Annotated in this window: 19 protein-coding genes and 1 pseudogene; 15 read left to right on the top strand and 5 right to left on the bottom strand. The window is 63.0% G+C overall.

All coding sequences use genetic code 11. The features are described from left to right. Positions 1–158 precede the first annotated feature (158 nt). The 4 genes from cobJ to cobG are packed head-to-tail and all read right to left on the bottom strand — an operon-like array spanning position 159 to position 4,492. Positions 159–1,796, bottom strand: a complete 1,638-nt coding sequence (gene cobJ / locus JFU04_RS02425; protein ID WP_201143449.1) for a precorrin-3B C(17)-methyltransferase — start codon at positions 1,794–1,796, stop codon at positions 159–161. Further along, positions 1,796–2,527 carry a precorrin-2 C(20)-methyltransferase gene (locus JFU04_RS02420; RefSeq protein WP_065900262.1) on the bottom strand — a complete coding sequence of 244 codons (732 nt, stop codon included), beginning with the start codon at positions 2,525–2,527 and terminating at the stop codon, positions 1,796–1,798. Before JFU04_RS02420 ends, cobJ begins: the two co-directional genes overlap by 1 nt. Continuing rightward, positions 2,527–3,153 (bottom strand): precorrin-8X methylmutase, encoded by a 627-nt coding sequence (locus JFU04_RS02415; protein ID WP_016972527.1) that lies wholly within the window; start codon positions 3,151–3,153, stop codon positions 2,527–2,529. The genes JFU04_RS02420 and JFU04_RS02415 overlap by 1 nt, the downstream gene beginning before the upstream one ends. Next, the gene (cobG, locus tag JFU04_RS02410) at positions 3,146–4,492 is read right to left on the bottom strand and encodes a precorrin-3B synthase (protein WP_201143448.1); all 1,347 of its coding nucleotides are present in this window, start codon (positions 4,490–4,492) and stop codon (positions 3,146–3,148) included. The genes JFU04_RS02415 and cobG overlap by 8 nt, the downstream gene beginning before the upstream one ends. Before the next feature lie 38 nt (positions 4,493–4,530). Here cobG and cbiE point away from each other — a divergent pair, with 38 nt between their 5' ends. From cbiE to JFU04_RS02390, 4 genes are all read left to right on the top strand, one after another. Beyond that, a complete protein-coding gene (gene cbiE, locus JFU04_RS02405) occupies positions 4,531–5,736 on the top strand; it encodes a precorrin-6y C5,15-methyltransferase (decarboxylating) subunit CbiE (protein WP_201143447.1) in 1,206 nt (401 codons plus the stop codon). Continuing rightward, complete coding sequence (locus tag JFU04_RS02400) at positions 5,733–6,455, top strand: cobalt-precorrin-6A reductase (protein WP_201143446.1); 723 nt, start codon at positions 5,733–5,735, stop codon at positions 6,453–6,455. Before cbiE ends, JFU04_RS02400 begins: the two co-directional genes overlap by 4 nt. 130 nt (positions 6,456–6,585) lie before the next feature. After that, positions 6,586–6,864: a hypothetical protein gene (locus tag JFU04_RS02395; protein WP_120447528.1), complete on the top strand. Its 279-nt coding sequence runs from the start codon at positions 6,586–6,588 to the stop codon at positions 6,862–6,864. Next, positions 6,861–7,349 carry a PIN domain-containing protein gene (locus tag JFU04_RS02390; protein WP_120447527.1) on the top strand — a complete coding sequence of 163 codons (489 nt, stop codon included), beginning with the start codon at positions 6,861–6,863 and terminating at the stop codon, positions 7,347–7,349. Before JFU04_RS02395 ends, JFU04_RS02390 begins: the two co-directional genes overlap by 4 nt. Positions 7,350–7,604: 255 nt before the next feature. On the opposite strand, the gene JFU04_RS02385 is transcribed toward JFU04_RS02390, so the two are convergent. Then, positions 7,605–7,856, bottom strand: a complete 252-nt coding sequence (locus JFU04_RS02385; RefSeq protein ID WP_065900255.1) for a DUF6124 family protein — start codon at positions 7,854–7,856, stop codon at positions 7,605–7,607. Positions 7,857–8,304: 448 nt separating this feature from the next. Here JFU04_RS02385 and JFU04_RS02380 point away from each other — a divergent pair, with 448 nt between their 5' ends. The 11 genes and pseudogenes from JFU04_RS02380 (at position 8,305) to urtA (ending at position 20,578) form a co-directional block, all read left to right on the top strand. After that, the gene (locus JFU04_RS02380) at positions 8,305–8,661 is read left to right on the top strand and encodes a helix-turn-helix domain-containing transcriptional regulator (RefSeq protein ID WP_201143445.1); all 357 of its coding nucleotides are present in this window, start codon (positions 8,305–8,307) and stop codon (positions 8,659–8,661) included. 276 nt (positions 8,662–8,937) lie between these two features. Next, on the top strand, positions 8,938–9,333 hold the full coding sequence (locus JFU04_RS02375; RefSeq protein WP_201143444.1) for a DUF2946 domain-containing protein: 396 nt from the start codon (positions 8,938–8,940) through the stop codon (positions 9,331–9,333). 47 nt (positions 9,334–9,380) lie between these two features. After that, a complete protein-coding gene (locus tag JFU04_RS02370; protein WP_120447524.1) occupies positions 9,381–9,863 on the top strand; it encodes a copper chaperone PCu(A)C in 483 nt (160 codons plus the stop codon). 11 nt (positions 9,864–9,874) lie between these two features. Beyond that, a pseudogene (locus tag JFU04_RS02365) lies at positions 9,875–10,275 on the top strand (DUF2946 domain-containing protein). A 93-nt stretch (positions 10,276–10,368) separates the two neighbouring features. Next, positions 10,369–12,429, top strand: a complete 2,061-nt coding sequence (locus tag JFU04_RS02360) for a TonB-dependent copper receptor (RefSeq protein WP_065900248.1) — start codon at positions 10,369–10,371, stop codon at positions 12,427–12,429. 85 nt (positions 12,430–12,514) lie between these two features. Beyond that, positions 12,515–13,897, top strand: a complete 1,383-nt coding sequence (locus JFU04_RS02355; protein ID WP_201143443.1) for a PepSY-associated TM helix domain-containing protein — start codon at positions 12,515–12,517, stop codon at positions 13,895–13,897. Between the two features lie 152 nt (positions 13,898–14,049). Continuing rightward, positions 14,050–16,158 (top strand): TonB-dependent receptor, encoded by a 2,109-nt coding sequence (locus tag JFU04_RS02350; protein ID WP_201143442.1) that lies wholly within the window; start codon positions 14,050–14,052, stop codon positions 16,156–16,158. A 128-nt stretch (positions 16,159–16,286) separates the two neighbouring features. Continuing rightward, complete coding sequence (locus tag JFU04_RS02345; protein ID WP_201143441.1) at positions 16,287–17,075, top strand: ABC transporter ATP-binding protein; 789 nt, start codon at positions 16,287–16,289, stop codon at positions 17,073–17,075. Next, on the top strand, positions 17,072–18,019 hold the full coding sequence (locus JFU04_RS02340) for an ABC transporter substrate-binding protein (RefSeq protein WP_201143440.1): 948 nt from the start codon (positions 17,072–17,074) through the stop codon (positions 18,017–18,019). Before JFU04_RS02345 ends, JFU04_RS02340 begins: the two co-directional genes overlap by 4 nt. Then, positions 18,016–19,026, top strand: coding sequence for a FecCD family ABC transporter permease (locus JFU04_RS02335; RefSeq protein ID WP_065900238.1), 1,011 nt, complete (start codon positions 18,016–18,018; stop codon positions 19,024–19,026). The genes JFU04_RS02340 and JFU04_RS02335 overlap by 4 nt, the downstream gene beginning before the upstream one ends. Before the next feature lie 286 nt (positions 19,027–19,312). Beyond that, positions 19,313–20,578: an urea ABC transporter substrate-binding protein gene (urtA, locus tag JFU04_RS02330; protein WP_065900237.1), complete on the top strand. Its 1,266-nt coding sequence runs from the start codon at positions 19,313–19,315 to the stop codon at positions 20,576–20,578. The last annotated feature ends 121 nt before the right edge of the window (positions 20,579–20,699 follow it).

The following is a 20,699-nucleotide window of genomic DNA, read 5'->3' as shown; positions in this document are numbered from 1 at the left end:
ACATCGCTTGCAAGGGCACCGCGCAAAACACAGCCCAGCAATTACTGGGCATGCGTGCCAGCCTTCGGGTTTTCATCGATAAAAAAAGAAAAAGCCCCGAGTCACCGCAGGTAATTCCCTGGGTCACTCGGAGCTTTCTGGCGGCCGTCGAGGCGTTTTCAGCCGATGGGTTTTTCGCCGTACCAGCGCGGCGTGTACACCCAATCACCGCCACCGGCACGGGGGAAGGTGCAGGTAGTGGACGAGCCGATCAGCACCATGGTGCGCATGTCCACCTGCTCCGGCGTGAGCTGGCCCAGGGTCGTGGTGCGCAGGGTCTGGCCGGGGCGACCGATGTCACGGCCCAGCACCACCGGCGTTTCGGGGGTGCGGTGCAGCGCAACGATTTCCAGGGCGCGCCCCAACTGCCACGGCCGCGAACGCGAGATCGGGTTGTAGAACGCCAGGGCCAGGTCGGCCTGGGACGCGAGGTCCAGGCGCTTTTCGATGATCGACCAGGGCTTGAGGTTGTCCGACAGCGACATCACGCAGAAGTCATGCCCCAACGGCGCACCGGCCTGGGCGGCAGTCGCCAGCGAGGCCGAAACGCCGGGCAGGATCTGCAGGTCGACCTGGTGCCACGCGGGGTCGCTGGACTCGTGCAACGCCTCGATCACCGCCGCCGCCATGGCGAATACACCCGGGTCGCCGGACGATACAACCACCACCGAACGGCCAAGGGCAGCCAGTTCGAAGGCGTGGCGGGCGCGCTGCATTTCTTCACGGTTGTCGGTGCAATGCTGCACCTGATCGTCACGGAACGGCCCGGCCATGCGCACATAGGTTTCATAGCCAAGCACATCGGTGCAGCGCGCGAGTTCGGCCTTCACCGCCGGCACCATCAACTCGGCGGCGCCAGGACCGAGGCCGATGACAGCGAGGCGGCCACGCACACGACCGACCTGCGACACGTCCAGCGGCTGTTCGGCGACGCTGATAGCGATATCCGCGTCTTGCTCCACGACGGCAAAGCGCAGCGGCACGGCCAATTGCGCCGCCGCTTCGTGCAACGACACGTCGGCCATCTGTGTCTCGCTGGCCAACAGGCAGGCCAGCGATTGCACGGCGATACCCGCTTCGTGCAGCGCGCTGCGCACACGTGCCGCCAGTTGCGGACCCGGTTTGCAGGTGACGCACACGGTCTTCGGATAGATCAGCAATTCATGGGCAGCCGGCACGCGCTCGGCACTGCCGACGTGAATCGCCAGGCGCGCCTGCTGATCCTGTGGCAGGTTGGCCTCATCCAGCCAGGGCGCCGCCCCTTCAATGCGCACGCTTGCGCCGGCCAGCAGGTCGGACACAAAGCGCTTGCCGAGGTCCAGGTCAGCCAACTCATAACCCGCAGGCGGGTTGAGCAGGCAGGTGCCGAAACGCAGCTCGCCACTGGTGGTGATGGCCGCGGACACCTCCAACGCACTGGCAATTTCACGGGCCATGACATTCACGCCGCCCAGGCCACCGAGCAGCGGCACCACGGCGCTGCCGTCTTCGGCTACCGCCAGCACGGCGGGCTCTTCACCTTTTTCCAGCAGCAGTGGCGCCAGGGTCCGGATCACGATACCGGCCGCGCACAGCGCGATCAGCGGCGTGCCTTGCTGGTACAACTGGCGCAGGGTCGCGCCGAATTCGCTGTAGGCCTGGTCCGCGCCTTCAACCCGCCCGGCCAGGCCGTGGATCAATGCGCCCGGGTAAACCTGCTGGATCCTGCGCGCGGTGGCCAGGCTGCCCTGGCCCAAAATGACAATCGCCGGATTCATCAACCTTGCCACCGTTCACCGGGCACGATGATCAGCGAGAAGTACGGCGAAGACATCGGCTCTACCTGATCCAGCGGCACGATTTTCTGGTTGGCCATGGTCGCGCGCTCCACATACAGCGCGCGCTCGGCCAGGCCGAGTTCTTCAAGCACCTGGCGCACCTTGGGGAAGTTGCGACCCAGCTTCATGATCACCGCCGCGTCGGCATCTGCCAGGCGGCGCTTGAGGTCATCATGGGGCAACACGCCCGAGAGCACCGACAGGCTCTGGTTGCGATACACCAGCGGCGCGCCGAGTACCGAGGCACCGCCGAGCATCGAGCACACGCCGGGAATGACCTGGGCCTCATACCGCTCGGCCAGGCGGTCGTGCAGGTACATGTAGGAGCCGTAGAAGAACGGGTCGCCTTCGCAGATCACCGCCACGTCGCGGCCGGCATCCAGGTGCGCGGCCACGTCGAGGCTGGCAGCGTCGTAGAAGTCGCTGATGACTTGCTCGTACGACAGCGGCGCCGGGAGTATCTCGGTGGTCACCGGGTACACCAGCGGCATCAGGGTCTGCTGCGCGACCAGGTGGTCTTCGATAATGCCGAAGGCGTTGCCCTTCTTGCCCTTGGCCACGAAGTACGCCACCACCGGTGATTCGCGCAGCAGGCGCAGGGCCTTGAGGGTGATCAACTCGGGGTCACCGGGGCCCACGCCCAGGCCAATCAAACGTCCGCGTACCGGCATTATTCGACCTCCGTGGCCAGGGCGTTCACCGCAGCGGCGGCCATCGCACTGCCGCCCAGGCGGCCTTGCATGATCACGAACGGCACGCCACGGCTGTCGGCGGCCAGCATCGCCTTGGACTCGGCAGCGCCGACAAAACCAACCGGGAAACCAAGGATCAACGCCGGCTTCGGTGCGCCGGCGTCGAGCATTTCCAGCAGGTAGAACAAGGCGGTCGGCGCGTTGCCGATCACCACTACACTGCCTTCCAGGTGTGGACGCCACAGTTCCAGCGCAGCCGCAGAGCGCGTGTTGCCCAGCTCGCGCGCCAACTCGGGCACGCTGTCGTCGCGCAGGGTGCAGATCACGGCATTGTTGGCCGGCAGCCGCGCGCGGGTCACGCCTTCGGAGACCATCCGCGCATCACACAGAATCGGTGCACCGGCGGCCAGTGCATCGCGGCCGGCCTTGCCCGCGCCTTCAGAGAACTGCAGGCCATCGATAGCCTCGACCATGCCGCATGCATGAATCACGCGCACCGCGAGTTTCTCCAGATCAGCCGGGATACGGTCCAATTTGGCTTCCGCGCGAATAATGGCGAAGGAGTTGCGATAGATCTCCTGACCGTCGCGGATGTAATCAATCATCGGTGTTGCTCCGTGGGCGAGCGCGCAGCAGGGCGCCCGCCGCTTCAATAGAAAGAGTGCGCGCGTGCAGCCGGCCGAAACCGGCGTGGGCTGCATCGCGAAAATACAGGTCGTAGTGGCCGGGGCTCACCGCCAGCAAGGTGACCGGCGCCGTGTGCGCGGCGGCGCAGGACCGTGGGCAACCGGACAGGTGCACGTCATGGCCGGGTTGCAAGGCGGCGAGTTGCACCGCGTCGGCCTTGGTGTCGGCCAAGGCCTTGCCGCAGCCGCTGGAGCCGGTGCAGGCAGTCATGTGCGCCAGCGGTTGGTCGACCGAGCAGAGGAAACCCAGCTGCGCCAGGCGCTGGGTCACCGCGTGGGGCTTTTCGATGTTGGGCAACAGCACGCCCTGCCAAGGAGTGAAACGCAGGGTGGCGTCGCCGTACTCACTGGCGAGTTGTGCGGCGCCCTTGAGCATCGCCGCATTCAGGCGCCCCAAGGGGGCGATGGCAGCGACGTAGAACTGGTTTTTCTGCGTCTGTGGATAAGTGCCGAGATGCAGCAAGGCACCACTGGGCGGGCGCCTGAAGCCGTCGACTGGCAGCAGCGGCAGCTCCAGACGGCTCATTAAGTTATCCACAGGCAGATGGCGCATGCGCGTCTGTTCTGGCGTGGCGAGGTCCAGAAACGCATCCAGCACGGCCACCACCAGTGCATGGCCTTGCGCCAGAGGCACGGCCGCCAGCGGCGCATCCAGCCCCGGACAGCCTGCCAGGCCGAACGCCAGGAGCGTCTCGCCCTTGCGTACGAACGCCGACAGCCACAGGTCATGATGATGCTCGAGCATCGCCAGGGCCTCCCCGCCATCCAGCTGCACGGCGAACTTGGCCGACAACTCATGAAAACGCGGATGGCTTTGCAGGGTGGCCAGGATCTGGTCTGCCAATGGGCGCGTGTCGAACAGCATCTGCGGGTCGATACCCGCGCTGGGGCTGAGCATCAGGTTGCGCACATCGTCGCCGGCGGCATTGCTGGGCCCCAGGCCCGCGGCGAGCAGCAGGGCGATCAAGGCTTCCTGCTCGGCGCCGATCCCACGAATCTGCAGGTTGGCGCGGTTGGTGGCCTCGATCACCCCGCCGGCATAGGCGTGGGCCGCGTCTGCCACAGCGTTGGCCTGGGCCGCCGTGATCGAACCGCCGGCCAGTTTGATCCGGCAAATGCCGCCGTCCAGCGCCTGGACGATACGCAGCAACCCCGGACAAGCCGAGGGGCGCAAGGTATTCAGAGCGGGCGTTGGGTTCACGGGGCTACCGGTTAACGGGTCAAGGCGCGGTATTATGCCTGCTTTGTCCGGCGGCATGAAAAGCCTGCCCGTCGGATGTCGTTCAAGGAATTCATATGTCGCCCTGGCTGACGGTTGTAGGCATCGGTGAAGACGGCTTCAAGGGGCTGGGCAGGAATGCCCGGCATGCCCTGTTGCGCGCCACCCGGATTATAGGCGGCCAACGCCAGCTGGACCTGTTGCCGGTGTGTATTCGCGGCGAGCGACAGTTGTGGCCGAGCCCGTTCTCCCTGGAGCCGGTGCTGGCGCGACGTGGCGAACCGGTGTGCGTGCTGGCCAGCGGCGACCCGATGTTCTACGGCGTGGGCGCCAGTTTGGCGCGGCAGGTGGCGGCTGCCGAGTTGCTGGTTTTGCCGGCGCCTTCATCGGTGTCCCTGGCGGCGGCGCGGTTGGGCTGGCCGTTGCAGGAGGTGGTGACGCTGTCCGTGGTGGCCCGGCCCTTGGCGGCGCTGAATGCACATCTGGCGACCGGCGTGCGGTTGCTGGTATTGAGCAATGACGGCAGCAGTCCTGCATTGATTGCCGCGTCGCTGGCTGAATCCGGGTTCGGGCCCAGCCGGTTGAGTGTGTTTGAACATCTGGGCGGCGTGGATGAAAGGCGCATTGACGGGCTGGCTGGGGATTGGCAACACGCTCGCGTCGCCGATTTGAACCTGGTCGCCATCGATTGCCTGGCTTCCAGCGAAACACCACGCCTGTCACGCCTGGCGGGCCTGCCCGACTCAGCCTTCCAACACGATGGCCAACTGACCAAGCGCGATGTGCGCGCCATGACCCTCGCCCGCCTCGCGCCGATGCCCGGTGAGCTGCTCTGGGATGTGGGCGCGGGCAGCGGCTCCATCGGCATCGAATGGATGCGCGCGCACCCGAGCTGCCGTGCGCTGGCGATTGAAGCCGACGCAGGCCGCCAGGACCTGATCGAACACAACCGCGACGCCCTCGGTGTGCCCGGCCTGCAACTGATCCGCGGCACCGCGCCGCAAGCGCTCAACGGCCTCGAAGCACCGGACGCGATCTTTATCGGCGGCGGCGTCACCCGCGACGGCGTGCTCGACATCTGCTGGCAACACCTGCGTCCTGGCGGTCGGCTGGTGGCCAACGCCGTGACCCTGCAGAGCGAAATGACCCTGATGAACTGGCGCGCGGAGCACGGCGGCGAACTGACCCGCATCCACGTGGCCCAGGCGCAGCCGTTGGGGGCGTTTGATACGTGGCGCCAGGCGCTGCCGATTACCTTGCTGGAAGTGGTCAAGCCGCGATGAAACGCATCTTGCTGTTGGGCGGCGTGACCGAAGCGCTGGCTATCGCACGGACTTTGGGGCCGGAGCATGTCTACAGTTTGGCCGGGGTTGGGCGCGTGCCCACTGACCTGACCTGCCACGTGCGTGTTGGCGGTTACGGCGGCGCTGGGGGCTTGGCCCAGTTTGTCCGGGATGAAGGCATCAGCCTGATCCTCGATGCAACCCACCCGTATGCGGCGCAGATCAGCCGCAATGCCGCCGAGGCCGCGCAGATCACCGGCATCCCCTGCTGGGCACTGCGACGCCCGGCGTGGCAGCCGCAGCCGGGAGATGACTGGCGCGAGGTCGCTGACTGGGCCGAGCTGATCGACGCTTTGAAACCCTTCAAGCGGCCGCTGTTCACGCTGGGTCGCGAGCCGCTGCTGCACCTCGATGAAATCCCTGCCGACCAATTCTGGACGCTACGCGCGCTCGACGTGTACCCGGGGAATGAACGTTGCGAAGTGATCGGCGCACGTGGGCCGTTTCTGCTCGAAGACGAACGCGCGTTGTTTGCACGGCGCGGGATTGATGTGTTGATCAGCAAGAACAGCGGTAGCACCGCCACCGAGCCGAAACTGGAAGTGGCGCGCGAGCGTGGCGTGCCGGTCTTGGTGTTGAAACGGCCGGTGTTGGTTGCGGTGGACCGGGAGTTTTTGTCGCCCGCAGAAACAATCGATTCATTGGCAGCGTTCATGTGATAGATCAGGATCATCCGCCAACCTCTATCCGATCTATTTTTACCTTCAAGAGACGGCGATGAACCTACAACACGAAGTGCTAAACTCCAGAAGCAGTTCAAGCCCGGCCCACCGATATTCAGGAGCTGACATGATAGAAGTTAAAGAGGCTGTTAAAGTTGCAAAAGCAGCAGCCAACGATTTTCTCGGGCAGGAAATGGCGCTGAACGATTTAATGCTTGAGGAAGTAGAGCTGGATCCAAACAAAAAAGCCTGGGCAATCACGCTGGGCTTTAACGTCCCAAACCCTAATAAACTCCAGAGAATGGGCGCAGCTCTTTCCGGAGAAATATTTGAACGAAAATACAAGACCTTCATCATTGACGCGGAGACTGGCGAGTTCCGCTCCATGAAGATCCGCGAGATATGATAGATACTTACATCAAGAAGTATCGAAGAAAAGGAATCATCGTTGACACTAATTTGTTACTTCTGGCACTGATAGGAGGAACGCCCAGCATCGGGGAATTCAAGAGAACACGCGGCTACAGCAATGAAGACTATCAACTTCTGCTTAAAGTAATCGATCAATTTGAAAAGCTCGTTTCAACACCCCACATTCTCGCTGAAGTCAGCAACCTGACAAATGGACTTTATGGGAGCAAGCTGCACGACTTCTATGAAACGCTAACGCACTCACTTTCCACAATAATCGAGACGCACATTCCAGCCTTGGCTATAAGTCGCGATTATGAGTTGTCACCCTATGGCCTTACCGATGTCGGTATTGTCGCCGCAGCAAAAGATAATTATCTGGTTTTGACTGACGATCTTAGAGTCGCGGGATTTGCTCATCAGCACTGCGTAGATGTCGTCAACTTCAATCACATACGCGAAGCCAGCTGGGAAGTCTAAGACCGGCCACACGATCACGCTTGTGTACGGGTACCGCAACTCCCGACTGCTGAGTTTGCAGCGGTGTACGGATATAAGAGGTTTAGCTTCCTACCCCCCTAATGAGCTGTCGGAAATTTCTGATTGCGTGCCTCACCTTTCAGACGCTGCATTCACTGTAGGCGCTGGCTTGCCAGCGATGACGCCCGAAAACCCGCCGCCGGCCTCGATGGCCTCATCGCCGGCAAGCCGGCTCCTACAGATTGCAGCGGGCCTTCAGTTGATCGTGGCTGTCGCCTGTCCGACACCATCGTGCACACGGTCAGCGAGCAATTGCGCCAGCTCGATCAACTGCGCAACGCCAAGCAATTCCTCGCGCGGTGCGCCTTCCAGGTTGAAGGCAATGTCGCAACTCAGTGCATTGGCTGAAGCGAGTGTTTCGCTGAGGTTGACCAAAAGGTCTTCAGTGCTGATTCCATCGGCCACGGTGAATAGCCGGATGGGAGGATTGGGGGTGGGTTTGATCATTGTGGAACTCCTAAGGAAATGGAGCTGCCACTGATCGCCGCGACGCGATAGGGGGTGGCAGCTGTACGCAGGTTCGCGGACCGGTCCTCAGGAAACCCGGCATACCCGAAGGTATCCCGCGTACAGCCGCCATAGCGCCGCACAGTAGACGATAAAAAAGCGCCAACTGAAAGCAGACGATGACGCTCAGTGTCCAATAGGAATCCGGGCCGCGACGCCCGTCCGCTGAGTTTTCAGCGGTGTACGGAGACTAGAGATTGAGTGTCCTAGGGACAACCTCAAAAAGCTGTCGGACGTTTCTGTGGAACGGCCTCATATTCAGACTGCGTAACGGGCTTAGGAGAATTTACCTACATACGCATCGGAACCCACTGACTACCTGAAAGCGGAATTTTTTGGCGATCATCCTCAACAGCTTGTCCACCGTTGTAAACATGAGGTTCAGCACATGAATAACAAACGGCGTGCGCAGCACCTGGCTCCACCTGCTGAAAGCGGGATTATCGAAGACATAATCGCGAATCCCGAGATCGCGCACGCGCTAAGCCTTGACGCCGATGACCTAAAGTTGGATGAACCCGACATCGCAATACGATTAATCCAATGGCAGGAAAGAGCCCAATACCTAGCTGACAGAAAGACAACGTTCACCGACTTCGACGTCGCCGACCATCTTCACACACGAGAAGATATGGATGCTTTCCTCGAAGCCTGCATCGAAGAAGACCCAGGCGATGGCTCATTAATCAAACTGGCGCGAGACCGCGTTGCTCGCGCAACCCGTAGGCTCAACACAAAGCAATAGCCAAACACATTCCAACCTGTGGGAGCTGGCTTGCCTGCGATAGCATCACCTCGCTCCAGCTGCAGGACCGAGTCGCCTGCATCGCAGGCAAGCCAGCTCCCACAGGGTTCAGCGCCATGCAGGATTTCGCGCCTGGTCTGAAAAATTGGCAATCCGTGGTTCCGGTCTATCCTCAAGCTAGTCACTGCGACACCAAACCACACCGCCCCTTTTTACTTATCCCCCCCGATCAGGCTAAATACCCCCCTGATCGTTTAACCCTACGGATTGTCCGCCATGGCCCGTCAACGCGTTGCAATTGCCTGGATCGCCTGCCTTGCAGTGCTGTTCAATGCCTTTGCCATGCCGATGGCCAGTGCCATGCAACAATCCCAGGACCCGGTGCAGCAGTTGCTGTGGGGCAGTTTCTGTTCGTCCAACGGCGCCAGCCTGAAGACGATTGCCCTGGGCAAGCTGGAGATTCCGGCGCCGCAGCAGGACGATCACTCCACCATGCAGCATTGCTGGTGTTGCTCGGGCTCGGCGCCGTGGGTGGCGTTGCCGGGGCATGTGCCGCAGTTGTATGTCACGCGGTTCGAGGCGGTGCAGAGCCTGCCGCCGCCGGTATTGCGTAACCCTACCCCGCGCCAGCAATGGCCAAGCCTCAACCCCCGCGCCTCTCCGACGGTCTGATTTTCTTCGCAAGTGAACTGCGTTTAGAACCGTTCTGGAGAACTGCCATGCTCAAATCTTCCCTGCTTCTGGCTGCATTGTTGCTGCCGGTGTGCGTTGCTGCCAATGCCGATGACTACAAGGCCGGCGACCTGTTGGTCAGCGATCCCTGGTCCCAGGAGTTGCCGCCGAATGCGCCGACCGTCGCGGCGTATTTCGTGATTCATAACACCGGCGAGACACCGGACCGCCTGCTCAGCGTCGACACGCCCGTGGCGGAAAAAGCCGAGTTGCACGAGCACGTGATGCAGGGCGATTTGATGAAGATGCAGCAAGTGCCCAGCGTCGCGGTGCCGGCCAAGGGCGACCTGACCTTCGCTCCGATGGCGTATCACGTGATGCTGCTGGGCCTCAAGGACCGCAGCCTGCTGGCCGATGGCAAACAGTTCCCGCTGACCCTGACCTTCGAAAAAGCCGGCAAGGTCGAAGTCGAAGTGTCGGTGCAAAAAGTGCCGCCGACGGCCCCCAACGAGCATAAGCACGCCCAGTAGGCAGACACTCGATGGGCGCCCCTCGCGCCAGGTTGTCCCCCCGCCACCGCGTGATGCGCGGCAGTTGGATCAGCCTGTTCGCCATGCTGATGATCTTTATCGGTCCGCTGATTTCCCAGGCGATGCCGATGGACCATCACGTCGGCATGTCCATGGAAATGTCCATGGACATGCCGAGCTGCCATGGCGAGCCGCAACCGAAAAAACCGCCGACGAACACCACGTCCTCTGGGAAAAATGCGGCTATTGCAGCCTGCTTTTCAGTTGCCCCGCGCTGCCGGGCAGCGTGTCCTACCTCAGCCTCGGTAACCCACCGCCGGCCAACGCCCTCACCCCCGCCCCACGCCTGGGTCATGCCCGGCAGAGCATCTTCCCCGGCGCCCGCAGCCGCGCGCCGCCCATCGTCTCGTAGGCACCGAGCACCGTTACTTCACCCCGGCCGACTTTAGACAGACAGCCGCAGGCTGCTGGCCGTGTTGTTTACGATTGATTGATGGAATTTTTCATGTCCAGGTTTTCTGCTGACACCCGTATGGGATGTACCCCTGTGCTCGCCGTTTTATGCGGCGCACTCCTGGCGCCACAGGCCCAGGCCGACGAGCATGAACTGAGCCCCACCGTGATCACCGCGATTGCCCCCAGCTCGCCGCTGACCGTGGTCACCAACCCCAAGGACCCGCGCCAGCCAGTGCCCGCCAGCGACGGCGGCGACTACCTCAAGACCATCCCCGGCTTCGCCCTGGTGCGCAACGGCGGCACCAATGGCGACCCGGTGCTGCGCGGCATGTTCGGCTCGCGCCTGAATATCCTCACCAACGGCAGCATGATGCTCGGCGCCTGCCCGGGTCGGATGGATGCGCCGACCTCCTACATTTCGCCGGAAACCTACGACAAGCTCACCGTGATCAAGGGCCCGCAAACCGTGCTGTGGGGCCCCGGCGCATCGGCCGGCACCGTGTTGTTCGAGCGCGAGCCGGAGCAGTTCGGCGCACTCGGTACACGCCTCAACGCGAGTGTGCTGGCCGGCTCCAACGGGCGCTTCGACAAGGTCATTGATGCGGCGGCCGGCGGGCCCCTCGGCTATGTGCGGGTGATCGGCAACCAGGCGCATGCCGACGACTACAAGGACGGCAATCACGACACCGTCGCCTCGCGCTACGACAAGTGGAATGGCGACGTAGCGGTCGGCTTCACCCCGGACGCCGACACCCTGCTGGAACTCACCGCCGGTCGCGGCGATGGCGAAGCGCGCTACGCCGGACGCGGCATGGACGGTTCGCAATTCCTGCGCGAAAGCCTGGGGCTGCGCTTCGAGAAGTCCAACATCGGCGCCGTGTTGGATAAGGTCGAGGCCCAGGTCTACTACAACTATGCCGACCATGTGATGGATAACTACAGCCTGCGCGTGCCCTCCGGCACCGGGATGATGGCCGGGCCCATGGCCGCCAACGTCGACCGCCGCACCCTCGGTGCGCGGGTCAAGGCCACCTGGCGCTGGGCCGATGTGCAACTGATCGGCGGCCTGGATGCGCAGACCAACGAGCATCGCCAGCGCAGCAGCATGGGTATCGATACCTACAAGGATTTGCCCAAGGTCAAGGACGCCAACTTCCACAACTACGGCGCATTCGGCGAACTGACCTGGTACGCCGCCGATCGCGACCGCCTGATCACCGGGGCGCGCCTGGACCGCGCCTCAGCCAAGGATTTCCGGCAAACCCTCGATGCGGGCATGATGCCCAGCCCCAACCCGACCGCCGACAAATCCCGCGCCGACACTTTGCCGTCAGGTTTCGTGCGCTTTGAACACGACCTGGCAGACAGCCCGACTACCGTCTACGCAGGCCTGGGCCATGCCGAGCGCTTTGCCGATTACTGGGAACTGTTTTCCCCGGACAACGGCCCGGCCGGTTCAGTCAACGCCTTCGACAGCATAAAGCCGGAGAAGACCACCCAGCTCGATGTCGGCGCCCAATACAAAACCGCCGACCTCGAAGCCTGGGCCTCGGGATACATCGGCCAGGTCCGCGATTTCATCTTGTTCGACTACCAGCCAGGAATGATGGGCACCACCTCCCAGGCACGCAATGTGGACGCGCGGATCATGGGCGGTGAACTCGGCGCGGCCTACAAGCTGACTCGCCAGTGGAAGGCCGACGCGACCCTGGCCTACGCCTGGGGCAAGAACAGCAGCGACGGCAAGGCCCTGCCGCAAATGCCGCCCCTGGATGCGCGCCTGGGCCTCACTTACAGCGAGGATGACTGGAGCGCCGGTGCCCTGTGGCGCGTGGTTGCGGCGCAGAACCGCATCGACCGGAACAAGGGCAATGTGGTCGGCAAGGACTTCGACAAGAGCGCAGGTTTCGGCGTGTTCTCGCTGAACGCCGCGTACCGCATCAATAAAAACTTCAAGGTCAGTACCGGCGTCGACAACCTGTTTGGCAAGGCCTACGCCGAGCATCTGAACCTGGCGGGCAACGCCGGCTTCGGCTACCCCGCCAACGACCCGCAAGCCATCAAGGAACCGGGGCGCACGCTCTGGACCAAGGTGGACATGAGCTTCTGACGCACACCCTGCAGGAGCCGGTTTGCCGGCGCCTGCAGGTCCTGCGTTTACACCCAATAAATAACGAGCCTGTGCGGAGCACCTGATGACCACTCAAAAGATATCCTTCTACAACCTGGCATGGCGCTGGCATTTCTACGCCGGCCTGTTTGTCGCCCCATTCATGGTGTTGCTGGCGCTGACCGGCATCATTTACCTGTTCAAACCCCAGCTCGACCCGCTGATGTACGGCGACCTGCTCAAGGTCCAGAGCGCCGAGCACGCGTTGAGCGCAGACGAGCAACTGCAACGCGCCCAGACCGCTTTCCCCCAGGGCAAGATCAGCAAGTACCTGCCCCCGGCCGACGCCACCAGCAGCGCACAATTCGTGATGCACGACGGTGGGCGTGAAGTGACGGTGTTCGTCGATCCCTATCGCGGCACCGTGCTCGGCGAACAAGATGCAAAAAACAACCTGCAAGCCATCGCCCGCGCGCTGCATGGCGAGTTGATGATCGGCACCGTCGGTGATCGCCTGGTGGAACTCGCTGCCGGCTGGGGCGTGATGCTGGTGGTGTCGGGCCTGTACCTGTGGTGGCCACGTGGCAAGTCATCGGCCGGGGTGCTGTGGCCGCGTTTCAATAGCCGTGGCCGCGTGTTCTGGCGTGACCTGCATGCAGTCGCGGGCTTCTGGGGCGCGGCGTTTTTGCTGGTGATGCTGCTCAGCGGCATGACCTGGACCGGCTTCTGGGGCAAGCAATACGCCAACCTGTGGAACACGTTCCCGGCAGCCATGTGGAACAACGTGCCGCAGTCCGACCAGCAGGCGCGGGTGCTCAACACCGCCAGCCAGCAGACCGTGCCCTGGGCCATGGAAAACACGCCGATGCCGATGTCCGGCGACCATGCCGAACACATGAATCACGCCGGCCTGCACTCAGGCCCTGCCGCGCCGACCCTGCGCCTGCAACAGGTGGTTGATCTGGCCAATGCACGCCAGGTCGAGCCCGGCTACAGCATTACTTTTCCTACCACCGCCGAGGGTGTGTTCACCGTCGCGGTATTCGCCAACGACCCGCGCAACGACGCCACCCTGCATGTGGACCAGTACACCGGCAAGGTCCTGGCCGATGTGCGCTGGGACCACTACAACGGCGTGGCGCGGGCCACCGAAACCGGGGTGATGCTGCACGAAGGCAAGATGTTCGGCTGGGTCAACCAGGTGGTGGTCCTGCTGATCTGCCTGATGATCCTGCTCAGCGCCGTGAGCGGCGTGGTGATCTGGTGGAAGCGCAGGCCCGCGGGCGGCCTGGGGGTTCCGCCGTTACGCCATGACCTGCCGAAGTGGAAAACCGCGATGGTCATCATGCTCGGGCTGGCGATTGTTTTCCCGTTGGTGGGCGCGTCGTTGATCGTCGTGTGGGTGCTGGATCGCCTGGTGCTGTCGCGGCTGTTCGCCCCACATGAATCCGCCTCAGGTTCGGCATGAATTAGGCGAGATGCCCAACTTAGAGGCGTTATGTAGTCTTACGCGGGCTTTCGCCCACGACGCAGAAAGTGTTAACTTATAACACTTACTGCATACCCCGGCTCGCCGTCCCCTACGGCGAGCACCGCCTCGAAGAAGCGATTTTCCGTCTGATGAACAAGTACCTTGCGTCCGGCCTGTGCCTGCTCGCCCTGCACACCAGCGCCCAGGCCCTGACCCTGCCCGCCAGCCCCGTCACCGCGCCTGCGGTGGATGACGAACGCGTCGACCTGAACACGCCGACCACCGCCGGCTCCCGCCTGAACCTCACGGCCCTGCAAACCCCGGGCAGCGTCGAGAGCCAGACCGGCACGCAGATCCGCGAACGCGGCGACGCCAGCGTGCAGGACGCGATTTCCCGCGCCACCGGCATCAGCCGCACCGGCTCGCCGGGCGACGGCGGCACGTCGCTCTCGGCCCGTGGCTTTACCGGCCAGGGTTCGGTGATGCAGCTGTACGACGGCAACCGCATGTACATGGGCATGGGGACCTCGACCTTCCCGGTGGACACCTGGTCAGTGGAGCGCGTGGACGTTTTGCGCGGCCCGGCTTCGGTGCTGTACGGCGAAGGTGCCACCGGTGCGGTGGTCAACACCGTGCCGAAAAAACCCTTCAGCGGCGAGATCGAAAACCATATCCGCCTCGGCTACGGCTCCTACGACCGCCAGCAGGAAGCCCTGGACAGCGGCGGCTCGCTGACCGACACCCTGAGCTATCGCTTGAACCTCAATCGCCTGCGCAGCAACGGTTTCATCGACCGTGGCGACTCCAGCAGCGACTTCGTCAGCGGCGCGCTGCGCTGGCAGGCGGCAGACAACCTGAGCTTTACCCTGGCCAGCGACTACGGCGACCAGCGCCCGCAAAACTACTTCGGCACCCCGCTGATCAACGGCCAATTGCACAAGGGCCTGCGCGACAAGAACTACAACGTCAGCAACGACATCCAGCACTACAACGACCAGTGGACACGCCTGACCAGCGAATGGCAGATCAACGACCATGTCAGCGCCACCAACGAGCTGTACTACCTGAAGAACCAGCGTCGCTGGCAGAACGCCGAGAACTACAATTTCACCGACGGCCAACTCACCCGCAGCGGTAACTACGGCATCAAGCACAACCAGGAACAGGTCGGTGATCGCCAGACCTTCACCTTCAAGCACACCCTGTTCGGCCTCGACAGCCAGACCGTGACCGGCGTGGAGTCCAACCGCATCCGCTTCCGCCTGGCCAGCAACACCCCGTTTGAAGACACCTTCAACGGTGGCCAACCTATCGACGTGAACCACCCGGCGCCTGGACAGTTCGCCAGTAACTCCCCGTTCAAACCGGTGTTCGCCACCACCACCAAGACCGTCGCCGGCTTCGCTGAAAACCGCCTGCAACTCACCGATCAACTGTCGCTGATCACCGGCATCCGGCGTGACTACGCGCACATTGATCGCGATGATTTGCGCGACGGCAGCCAGAACGACAAGACTCTCACCGGCAACAATTGGAAGGCCGGCCTGGTGTATGCGATCACCCCGGACACGTCGGTCTACGGCCAGTACGCCACCAGCACCGACGGCGTCGGCGGCTTGATTTCCCTGAGCAAGAGCCAGCAGCAGTTCGACCTGTCGACGGCCAAGCAAAGCGAGATCGGCATCAAGCAAACCTTCTGGGACCAACGCGGTGAATGGACGCTGGCCGCCTACCATATCGTCAAGAAAAAACTGCTCACCGACGTGCCGGGCGACCCGGACCAACAGCAGCAAGTCGGCCAGCAATCGTCCAATGGCCTGGAAGCCAGCCTCGACCTGCAATTGCCGAACGCTTGGCAACTGCAAGCCAATGCCGCCTTCGTGCGGGCGCAGTACGACGACTTCAAGCAGGACGTCGACGGCGTACAGGTATCGCGCGACGGCAACCGCCCGGTGGACGTACCGCGCCGCACCGCCAACCTGTGGCTGAGCAAGGCCGTGACCGACGATATCCGCGCCGGCGCCGGTGTGCGTTATGTCGATGCGCGGTATGCCGACATGGCCAACCAGAACGAGTTGCCGAGCTACACCGTGGTCGACGCCAGCGTCTCGTGGAAAGCACTGCGCAACACCACCCTGGGCCTGCAGTTGAACAACCTGTTCGACCGCACCTACGCCGTCAGCCAGTACAACGACGGCCAACAGTGGATCCTCGGTGAACCGCGCTCGTTCTTCGTCACGGCGGACTACACCTTTTAGCGGAACCCCATGTGGGAGCTGGCTTGCCTGTGATGGCGGCGGTTCAGGCAGTGCATCTGGACCAGACAAACTGCTATAGCCGGCAAGCCAGCCCCCACCGTTCAATTGTGTTGATCCAGAGAGTAACGATGACTTCACTCACCCTCGCCCAGCTTGGCTGGACCCCACCGGGTCACGACCGCTGCCATCACCGGTTCCAACTGCGTGACGCCAGCCTGCAGGTCGGTGCGGGGGAATTTGTCGGGCTGATCGGGCCCAACGGCAGCGGCAAGACCAGCCTGTTGCGCTGCGCCTACCGGTTCACCCAACCGGAACACGGTGAAGTGCGGCTCGAGCATCGGAACGTGTGGAAGCAAAGCGCCAAGTGGTGCGCGCAACGTATTGCCGTGGTGTTGCAGGAGTTTCCGGATGCCTTCGGCCTGCGCGTGGATGAAGTGGTCGCCATGGGCCGCACACCCCACAAGGGTTTGTTTGACAGCGACACACAACAGGACCAGCAGTTGGTGCAACAGGCGCTGGCGTCGGTGGGCATGCAGGGCTTTGACGACCACGCGTTCGGCACGCTGTCGGGCGGTGAAAAACAGCGCGTCATCCTGGCCCGTGCACTGGCCCAGCAACCGCAACTGCTGATCCTCGACGAGCCGACCAACCACCTCGACCCGCGCTACCAGCTTGAGCTTTTAAGGCTGGTCAAACGCCTGAACATCGGTACCCTGGCCAGCATCCACGACCTGAATCTGGCCGCCGCCTTTTGCGACCGCCTCTATGTGATCGACCACGGACGCATCGTCGCCAGTGGCACGCCCCATCAAGTACTCACCGCCGAGTTGCTGCGCGACGTGTTCGGCGTCGAGGCGCTGATCGACACCCATCCCTTGTCCGGCTACCCCCGAATCACCTGGATAACTCAACCATGATCCTGCGCTCCCTGCTGTCTCTCGCCCTGCTGTTCGGCACGGCTCAAGCGTTCGCCGAAGCGACCCATTACCCGGTGACCATCAAGAGTTGCAACCGCGACGTGACCTTCCAGGAAGCGCCGCAGCATGCGGTGAGCCACGACATCAACATGACCCAGATGATGCTCGCCCTGGGCCTCAAGCCACGCATGGCCGGCTACAGCGGTGTGACAGGATGGAAGTCAGTCAGCGCGCAAATGGCCCAGACCCTCGATGGCCTGCCGGAGCTGGCTAGCAAGTATCCCTCGGTGGAAACCCTGCTCAACGCCAATGTGGATTTCTTCTTCGCCGGCTGGGACTACGGCATGCGCGTGGGCGGCGACCTCACGCCGCAAACCCTGCAACCCTTGGGCATCAACGTGTATGAGCTGACCGAGTCGTGCGCCTTTGTCATGAAGCGCCCGGCCGCGACCCTGGACGACACCTACAATGACCTGCGCAACCTGGGCAAGATCTTCGACGTCCAGGACCGCGCCAACGCCCTGATCGCCCAGATGCAGGCGCAGGTCGCCGAGGTGCGCAAGGACCTGCCCGCCGACACACCCCGCGTGTTCCTCTATGACAGCGGTGAAGACCGCGCCATGACCTCCGGCCGCCTGGGCATGCCCCAGGCACTGATCGAGGCTGCCGGCGGGCGCAATATCCTCGACGACGTCGACGCCAGCTGGACGCGCATCAACTGGGAGACCGTGGTCGAGCGCAACCCGCAGGTCATCGTGATCGTCGACTACAGCGAAGTCAGCGCCGACCAGAAGCAGGCCTTCCTGCTCAATAACCCGGCACTGCAGGCGGTGGATGCGATCAAGAACCAGCGTTTTATCGTGATCCCTTACGTGCAAGCCACGCCCGGCATCGATAACGTGCTGGCCGTCGAAACCCTGGCCAAGGGGTTCCACGGCGAATGATCACCCGTCGCTACGCCTTGCTGCTCGCCGCCCTCGGGGCGGTGTTGCTGGTGTCCTGCGTGCTCTCCCTGGGTTTCGGCCCGGCGCGGGTGCCGGTGGACGTGGTGTGGCGCGTCTTGTTGTACAAGGCCTTCGGACTCGGCGAGGTCAACTGGCCGGTCGGGCAGGAGCACATCGTCTGGCTGATCCGGGTGCCGCGCATGTTGCTCGGGGCGCTGGTGGGCGCCGGCCTGGCGTTGATCGGCGCGGTATTGCAGGCTGTCACCCGCAACCCGCTGGCGGATCCGCACCTGCTGGGCGTCACCTCCGGCGCTACGCTCGGCGCGGTGATCGTGGTGCTGCATGTCGGCGAAATCATCGGCCTGCTGACCCTGCCCATCGCCGCATTTATCGGTGCGTTGGTGAGCATGCTGGTGGTGCTGGCCGTGGCGAGTCGCAATGGCCGGCTGGAGAGTGATCGCCTGTTGCTGTGCGGTGTGGCGGTGTCGTTCGTGATGATGGCGACGGCCAACCTGCTGCTGTTCATGGGCGACCATCGCGCCGCGTCGGCGGTGATGTTCTGGATGCTCGGCGGCCTCGGCCTGGCGCGCTGGGAACTGCTGATGGTGCCTGCCGCCGTGGTGGTGCTGGGGCTGATGCTGCTGGTGGGCATGGCGCGGCCGCTGAATGCGCTGATGGCCGGCGAACAGACCGCCGTGACCCTTGGCCTGAACGCCCGCAACGTGCGCCTGCGGGTATTCCTGATCGCCTCATTGATGACCGGCGTGCTGGTGTCGGTGAGCGGCTCCATCGGTTTTGTCGGGCTGATGGTGCCGCACATCGCCCGGCGCCTGGTAGGCGCCGAGCACCGCCGGTTGCTGCCGGTCTGCGCCTTGCTGGGCAGCCTGTTCCTGGTGTGGGTGGATGTGGCCGCGCGCACCCTGATCGCCCCGCAAGACCTGCCAATCGGCATTGCCACGGCGGCGATCGGCGGGCTGTTCTTTATAGGCCTGATGCGCAAGCGCTAGGGCTCCAGACGCAGCCCTGTCGCGACAGTGGCCTGCAACTCACCGCGGTCAGCCTCAAGAGGCGCGCCGCTCGGTTATCAAGGCGCCTTTGCCTCCCGGCACTCTTTAGGCGCATCACCTGCACCGCCACCGCCTGGTCGCTCGTTTTTGGTGCGCACAACCCTCCAGCTGCAGGTATGCCCCCGCAAAACCGGGCGGTGCGTCATCGGGCACAGCCTTTGCTAGTACCGTTTTAACGTTCATATCTGGCCCTCAGAAAAAATCCAACGTTTACGGAGATCGCACCATGAAGCGTCGCAGCTTGATCAAGGCTTTCACCCTGTCGGCATCCATTGCCGCCATGGGCCTGACCTGGACCGTGCAGGCCGCCGAGACCATCAAGGTCGGCATCCTGCATTCGCTGTCCGGGACCATGGCCATCTCCGAAACGTCGCTCAAGGACATGGCGCTGATGACCATCGACGAGATCAACGCCAAGGGCGGGGTGAATGGCAAGATGCTCGAGCCGGTGGTCGTCGACCCCGCCTCCAACTGGCCGCTGTTCGCCGAGAAAGGCCGCCAGTTGCTGACCCAGGACAAGGTCGCCGTGGTGTTCGGCTGCTGGACCTCGGTGTCGCGTAAATCGGTGTTGCCGGTGTTCGAAGAGCTCAATGGCCTGCTGTTCTACCCGGTGCAATACGAGGGTGAGGAGATGTCGCCCAACGTGTTCTACACCGGTGCAGCGCCGAACCAGCAAGCGATCCCGGCGGTGGAATACCTGATGAGCGAAGAAGGCGGCAGCGCCAAGCGTTTCTTCCTGCTCGGCACCGACTACGTATACCCACGCACCACCAACAAGATCCTGCGCTCATTCCTGCATTCCAAAGGTGTAGCGGACAAAGACATCGAAGAGGTCTACACCCCGTTCGGCCACGCCGACTACCAGACCATCGTCGCCAACATCAAGAAGTTCTCCGCCGGCGGCAAGACGGCAGTGATCTCCACCGTGAATGGCGACTCCAACGTGCCGTTCTACAAAGAGCTGGCCAACCAGGGCCTGAAGGCCACCGACGTACCGGTGGTGGCGTTCTCGGTGGGTGAAGAAGAGCTGCGCGGCATCGACACCAAGCCGCTGGTGGGCAACCTCGCGGCCTGGAACTACTTCCAGTCGGTGGAGAACCCGGTGAACACCAAATTCGTCGCCGACTGGAAGGCCTACGCCAAGAAACACAACCTGCCGGGCGCGGACAAAGCCGTGACCAATGACCCGATGGAAGCCACCTACGTGGGCATCCATATGTGGGCGCAGGCCGTCGAGAAAGCCAAGTCCACCGATGTCGACAAAGTGCGTGAAGCGCTGGCCGGCCAGACCTTCGCCGCGCCGTCGGGCTTCACCCTGACCATGGACAAGACCAATCACCACCTGCACAAGCCAGTAATGATCGGCGAGATCCAGGCGGACGGGCAATTCTCGGTGGTCTGGCAGACCCAGGAGCCGATCCGCGCGCAACCGTGGAGCCCGTACATTCCTGGCAATGACAAAAAGCCGGATTACGCCGTCAAGAGCAACTAAGCCCGACTCGGTCTAAATGTGGGAGCGGGCTTGCTCGCGAAAGCGCTGGATCAGCTCCGGATGCGTCGACTGACACGGCGCATTCGCGAGCAAGCCCGCTCCCACACTGTCCGCGCATGAT

The sequence above is a fragment of the Pseudomonas sp. TH21 genome (assembly GCF_016651025.1).
GTDB lineage: Bacteria > Pseudomonadota > Gammaproteobacteria > Pseudomonadales > Pseudomonadaceae > Aquipseudomonas > Aquipseudomonas aylmerensis.
This window is presented reverse-complemented; position numbering and strand designations above follow the sequence as displayed.

Coding starts and splice junctions, on each gene's coding strand:
- JFU04_RS02385 (WP_065900255.1), bottom strand. CDS start 7,856: ATGATCAAACCCACCCCCAATCCTCCCATCCGGCTATTCACCGTGGCC.
- JFU04_RS02355 (WP_201143443.1), top strand. CDS start 12,515: ATGACCACTCAAAAGATATCCTTCTACAACCTGGCATGGCGCTGGCAT.
- JFU04_RS02390 (WP_120447527.1), top strand. CDS start 6,861: ATGATAGATACTTACATCAAGAAGTATCGAAGAAAAGGAATCATCGTT.
- JFU04_RS02370 (WP_120447524.1), top strand. CDS start 9,381: ATGCTCAAATCTTCCCTGCTTCTGGCTGCATTGTTGCTGCCGGTGTGC.
- JFU04_RS02400 (WP_201143446.1), top strand. CDS start 5,733: ATGAAACGCATCTTGCTGTTGGGCGGCGTGACCGAAGCGCTGGCTATC.
- JFU04_RS02340 (WP_201143440.1), top strand. CDS start 17,072: ATGATCCTGCGCTCCCTGCTGTCTCTCGCCCTGCTGTTCGGCACGGCT.
- JFU04_RS02380 (WP_201143445.1), top strand. CDS start 8,305: ATGAATAACAAACGGCGTGCGCAGCACCTGGCTCCACCTGCTGAAAGC.
- cobG (WP_201143448.1), bottom strand. CDS start 4,492: ATGCCGCCGGACAAAGCAGGCATAATACCGCGCCTTGACCCGTTAACC.
- JFU04_RS02375 (WP_201143444.1), top strand. CDS start 8,938: ATGGCCCGTCAACGCGTTGCAATTGCCTGGATCGCCTGCCTTGCAGTG.
- JFU04_RS02345 (WP_201143441.1), top strand. CDS start 16,287: ATGACTTCACTCACCCTCGCCCAGCTTGGCTGGACCCCACCGGGTCAC.
- JFU04_RS02420 (WP_065900262.1), bottom strand. CDS start 2,527: ATGCCGGTACGCGGACGTTTGATTGGCCTGGGCGTGGGCCCCGGTGAC.
- cobJ (WP_201143449.1), bottom strand. CDS start 1,796: ATGAATCCGGCGATTGTCATTTTGGGCCAGGGCAGCCTGGCCACCGCG.
- JFU04_RS02395 (WP_120447528.1), top strand. CDS start 6,586: ATGATAGAAGTTAAAGAGGCTGTTAAAGTTGCAAAAGCAGCAGCCAAC.
- JFU04_RS02360 (WP_065900248.1), top strand. CDS start 10,369: ATGTCCAGGTTTTCTGCTGACACCCGTATGGGATGTACCCCTGTGCTC.
- JFU04_RS02415 (WP_016972527.1), bottom strand. CDS start 3,153: ATGATTGATTACATCCGCGACGGTCAGGAGATCTATCGCAACTCCTTC.
- JFU04_RS02350 (WP_201143442.1), top strand. CDS start 14,050: ATGAACAAGTACCTTGCGTCCGGCCTGTGCCTGCTCGCCCTGCACACC.
- cbiE (WP_201143447.1), top strand. CDS start 4,531: ATGTCGCCCTGGCTGACGGTTGTAGGCATCGGTGAAGACGGCTTCAAG.
- JFU04_RS02335 (WP_065900238.1), top strand. CDS start 18,016: ATGATCACCCGTCGCTACGCCTTGCTGCTCGCCGCCCTCGGGGCGGTG.
- urtA (WP_065900237.1), top strand. CDS start 19,313: ATGAAGCGTCGCAGCTTGATCAAGGCTTTCACCCTGTCGGCATCCATT.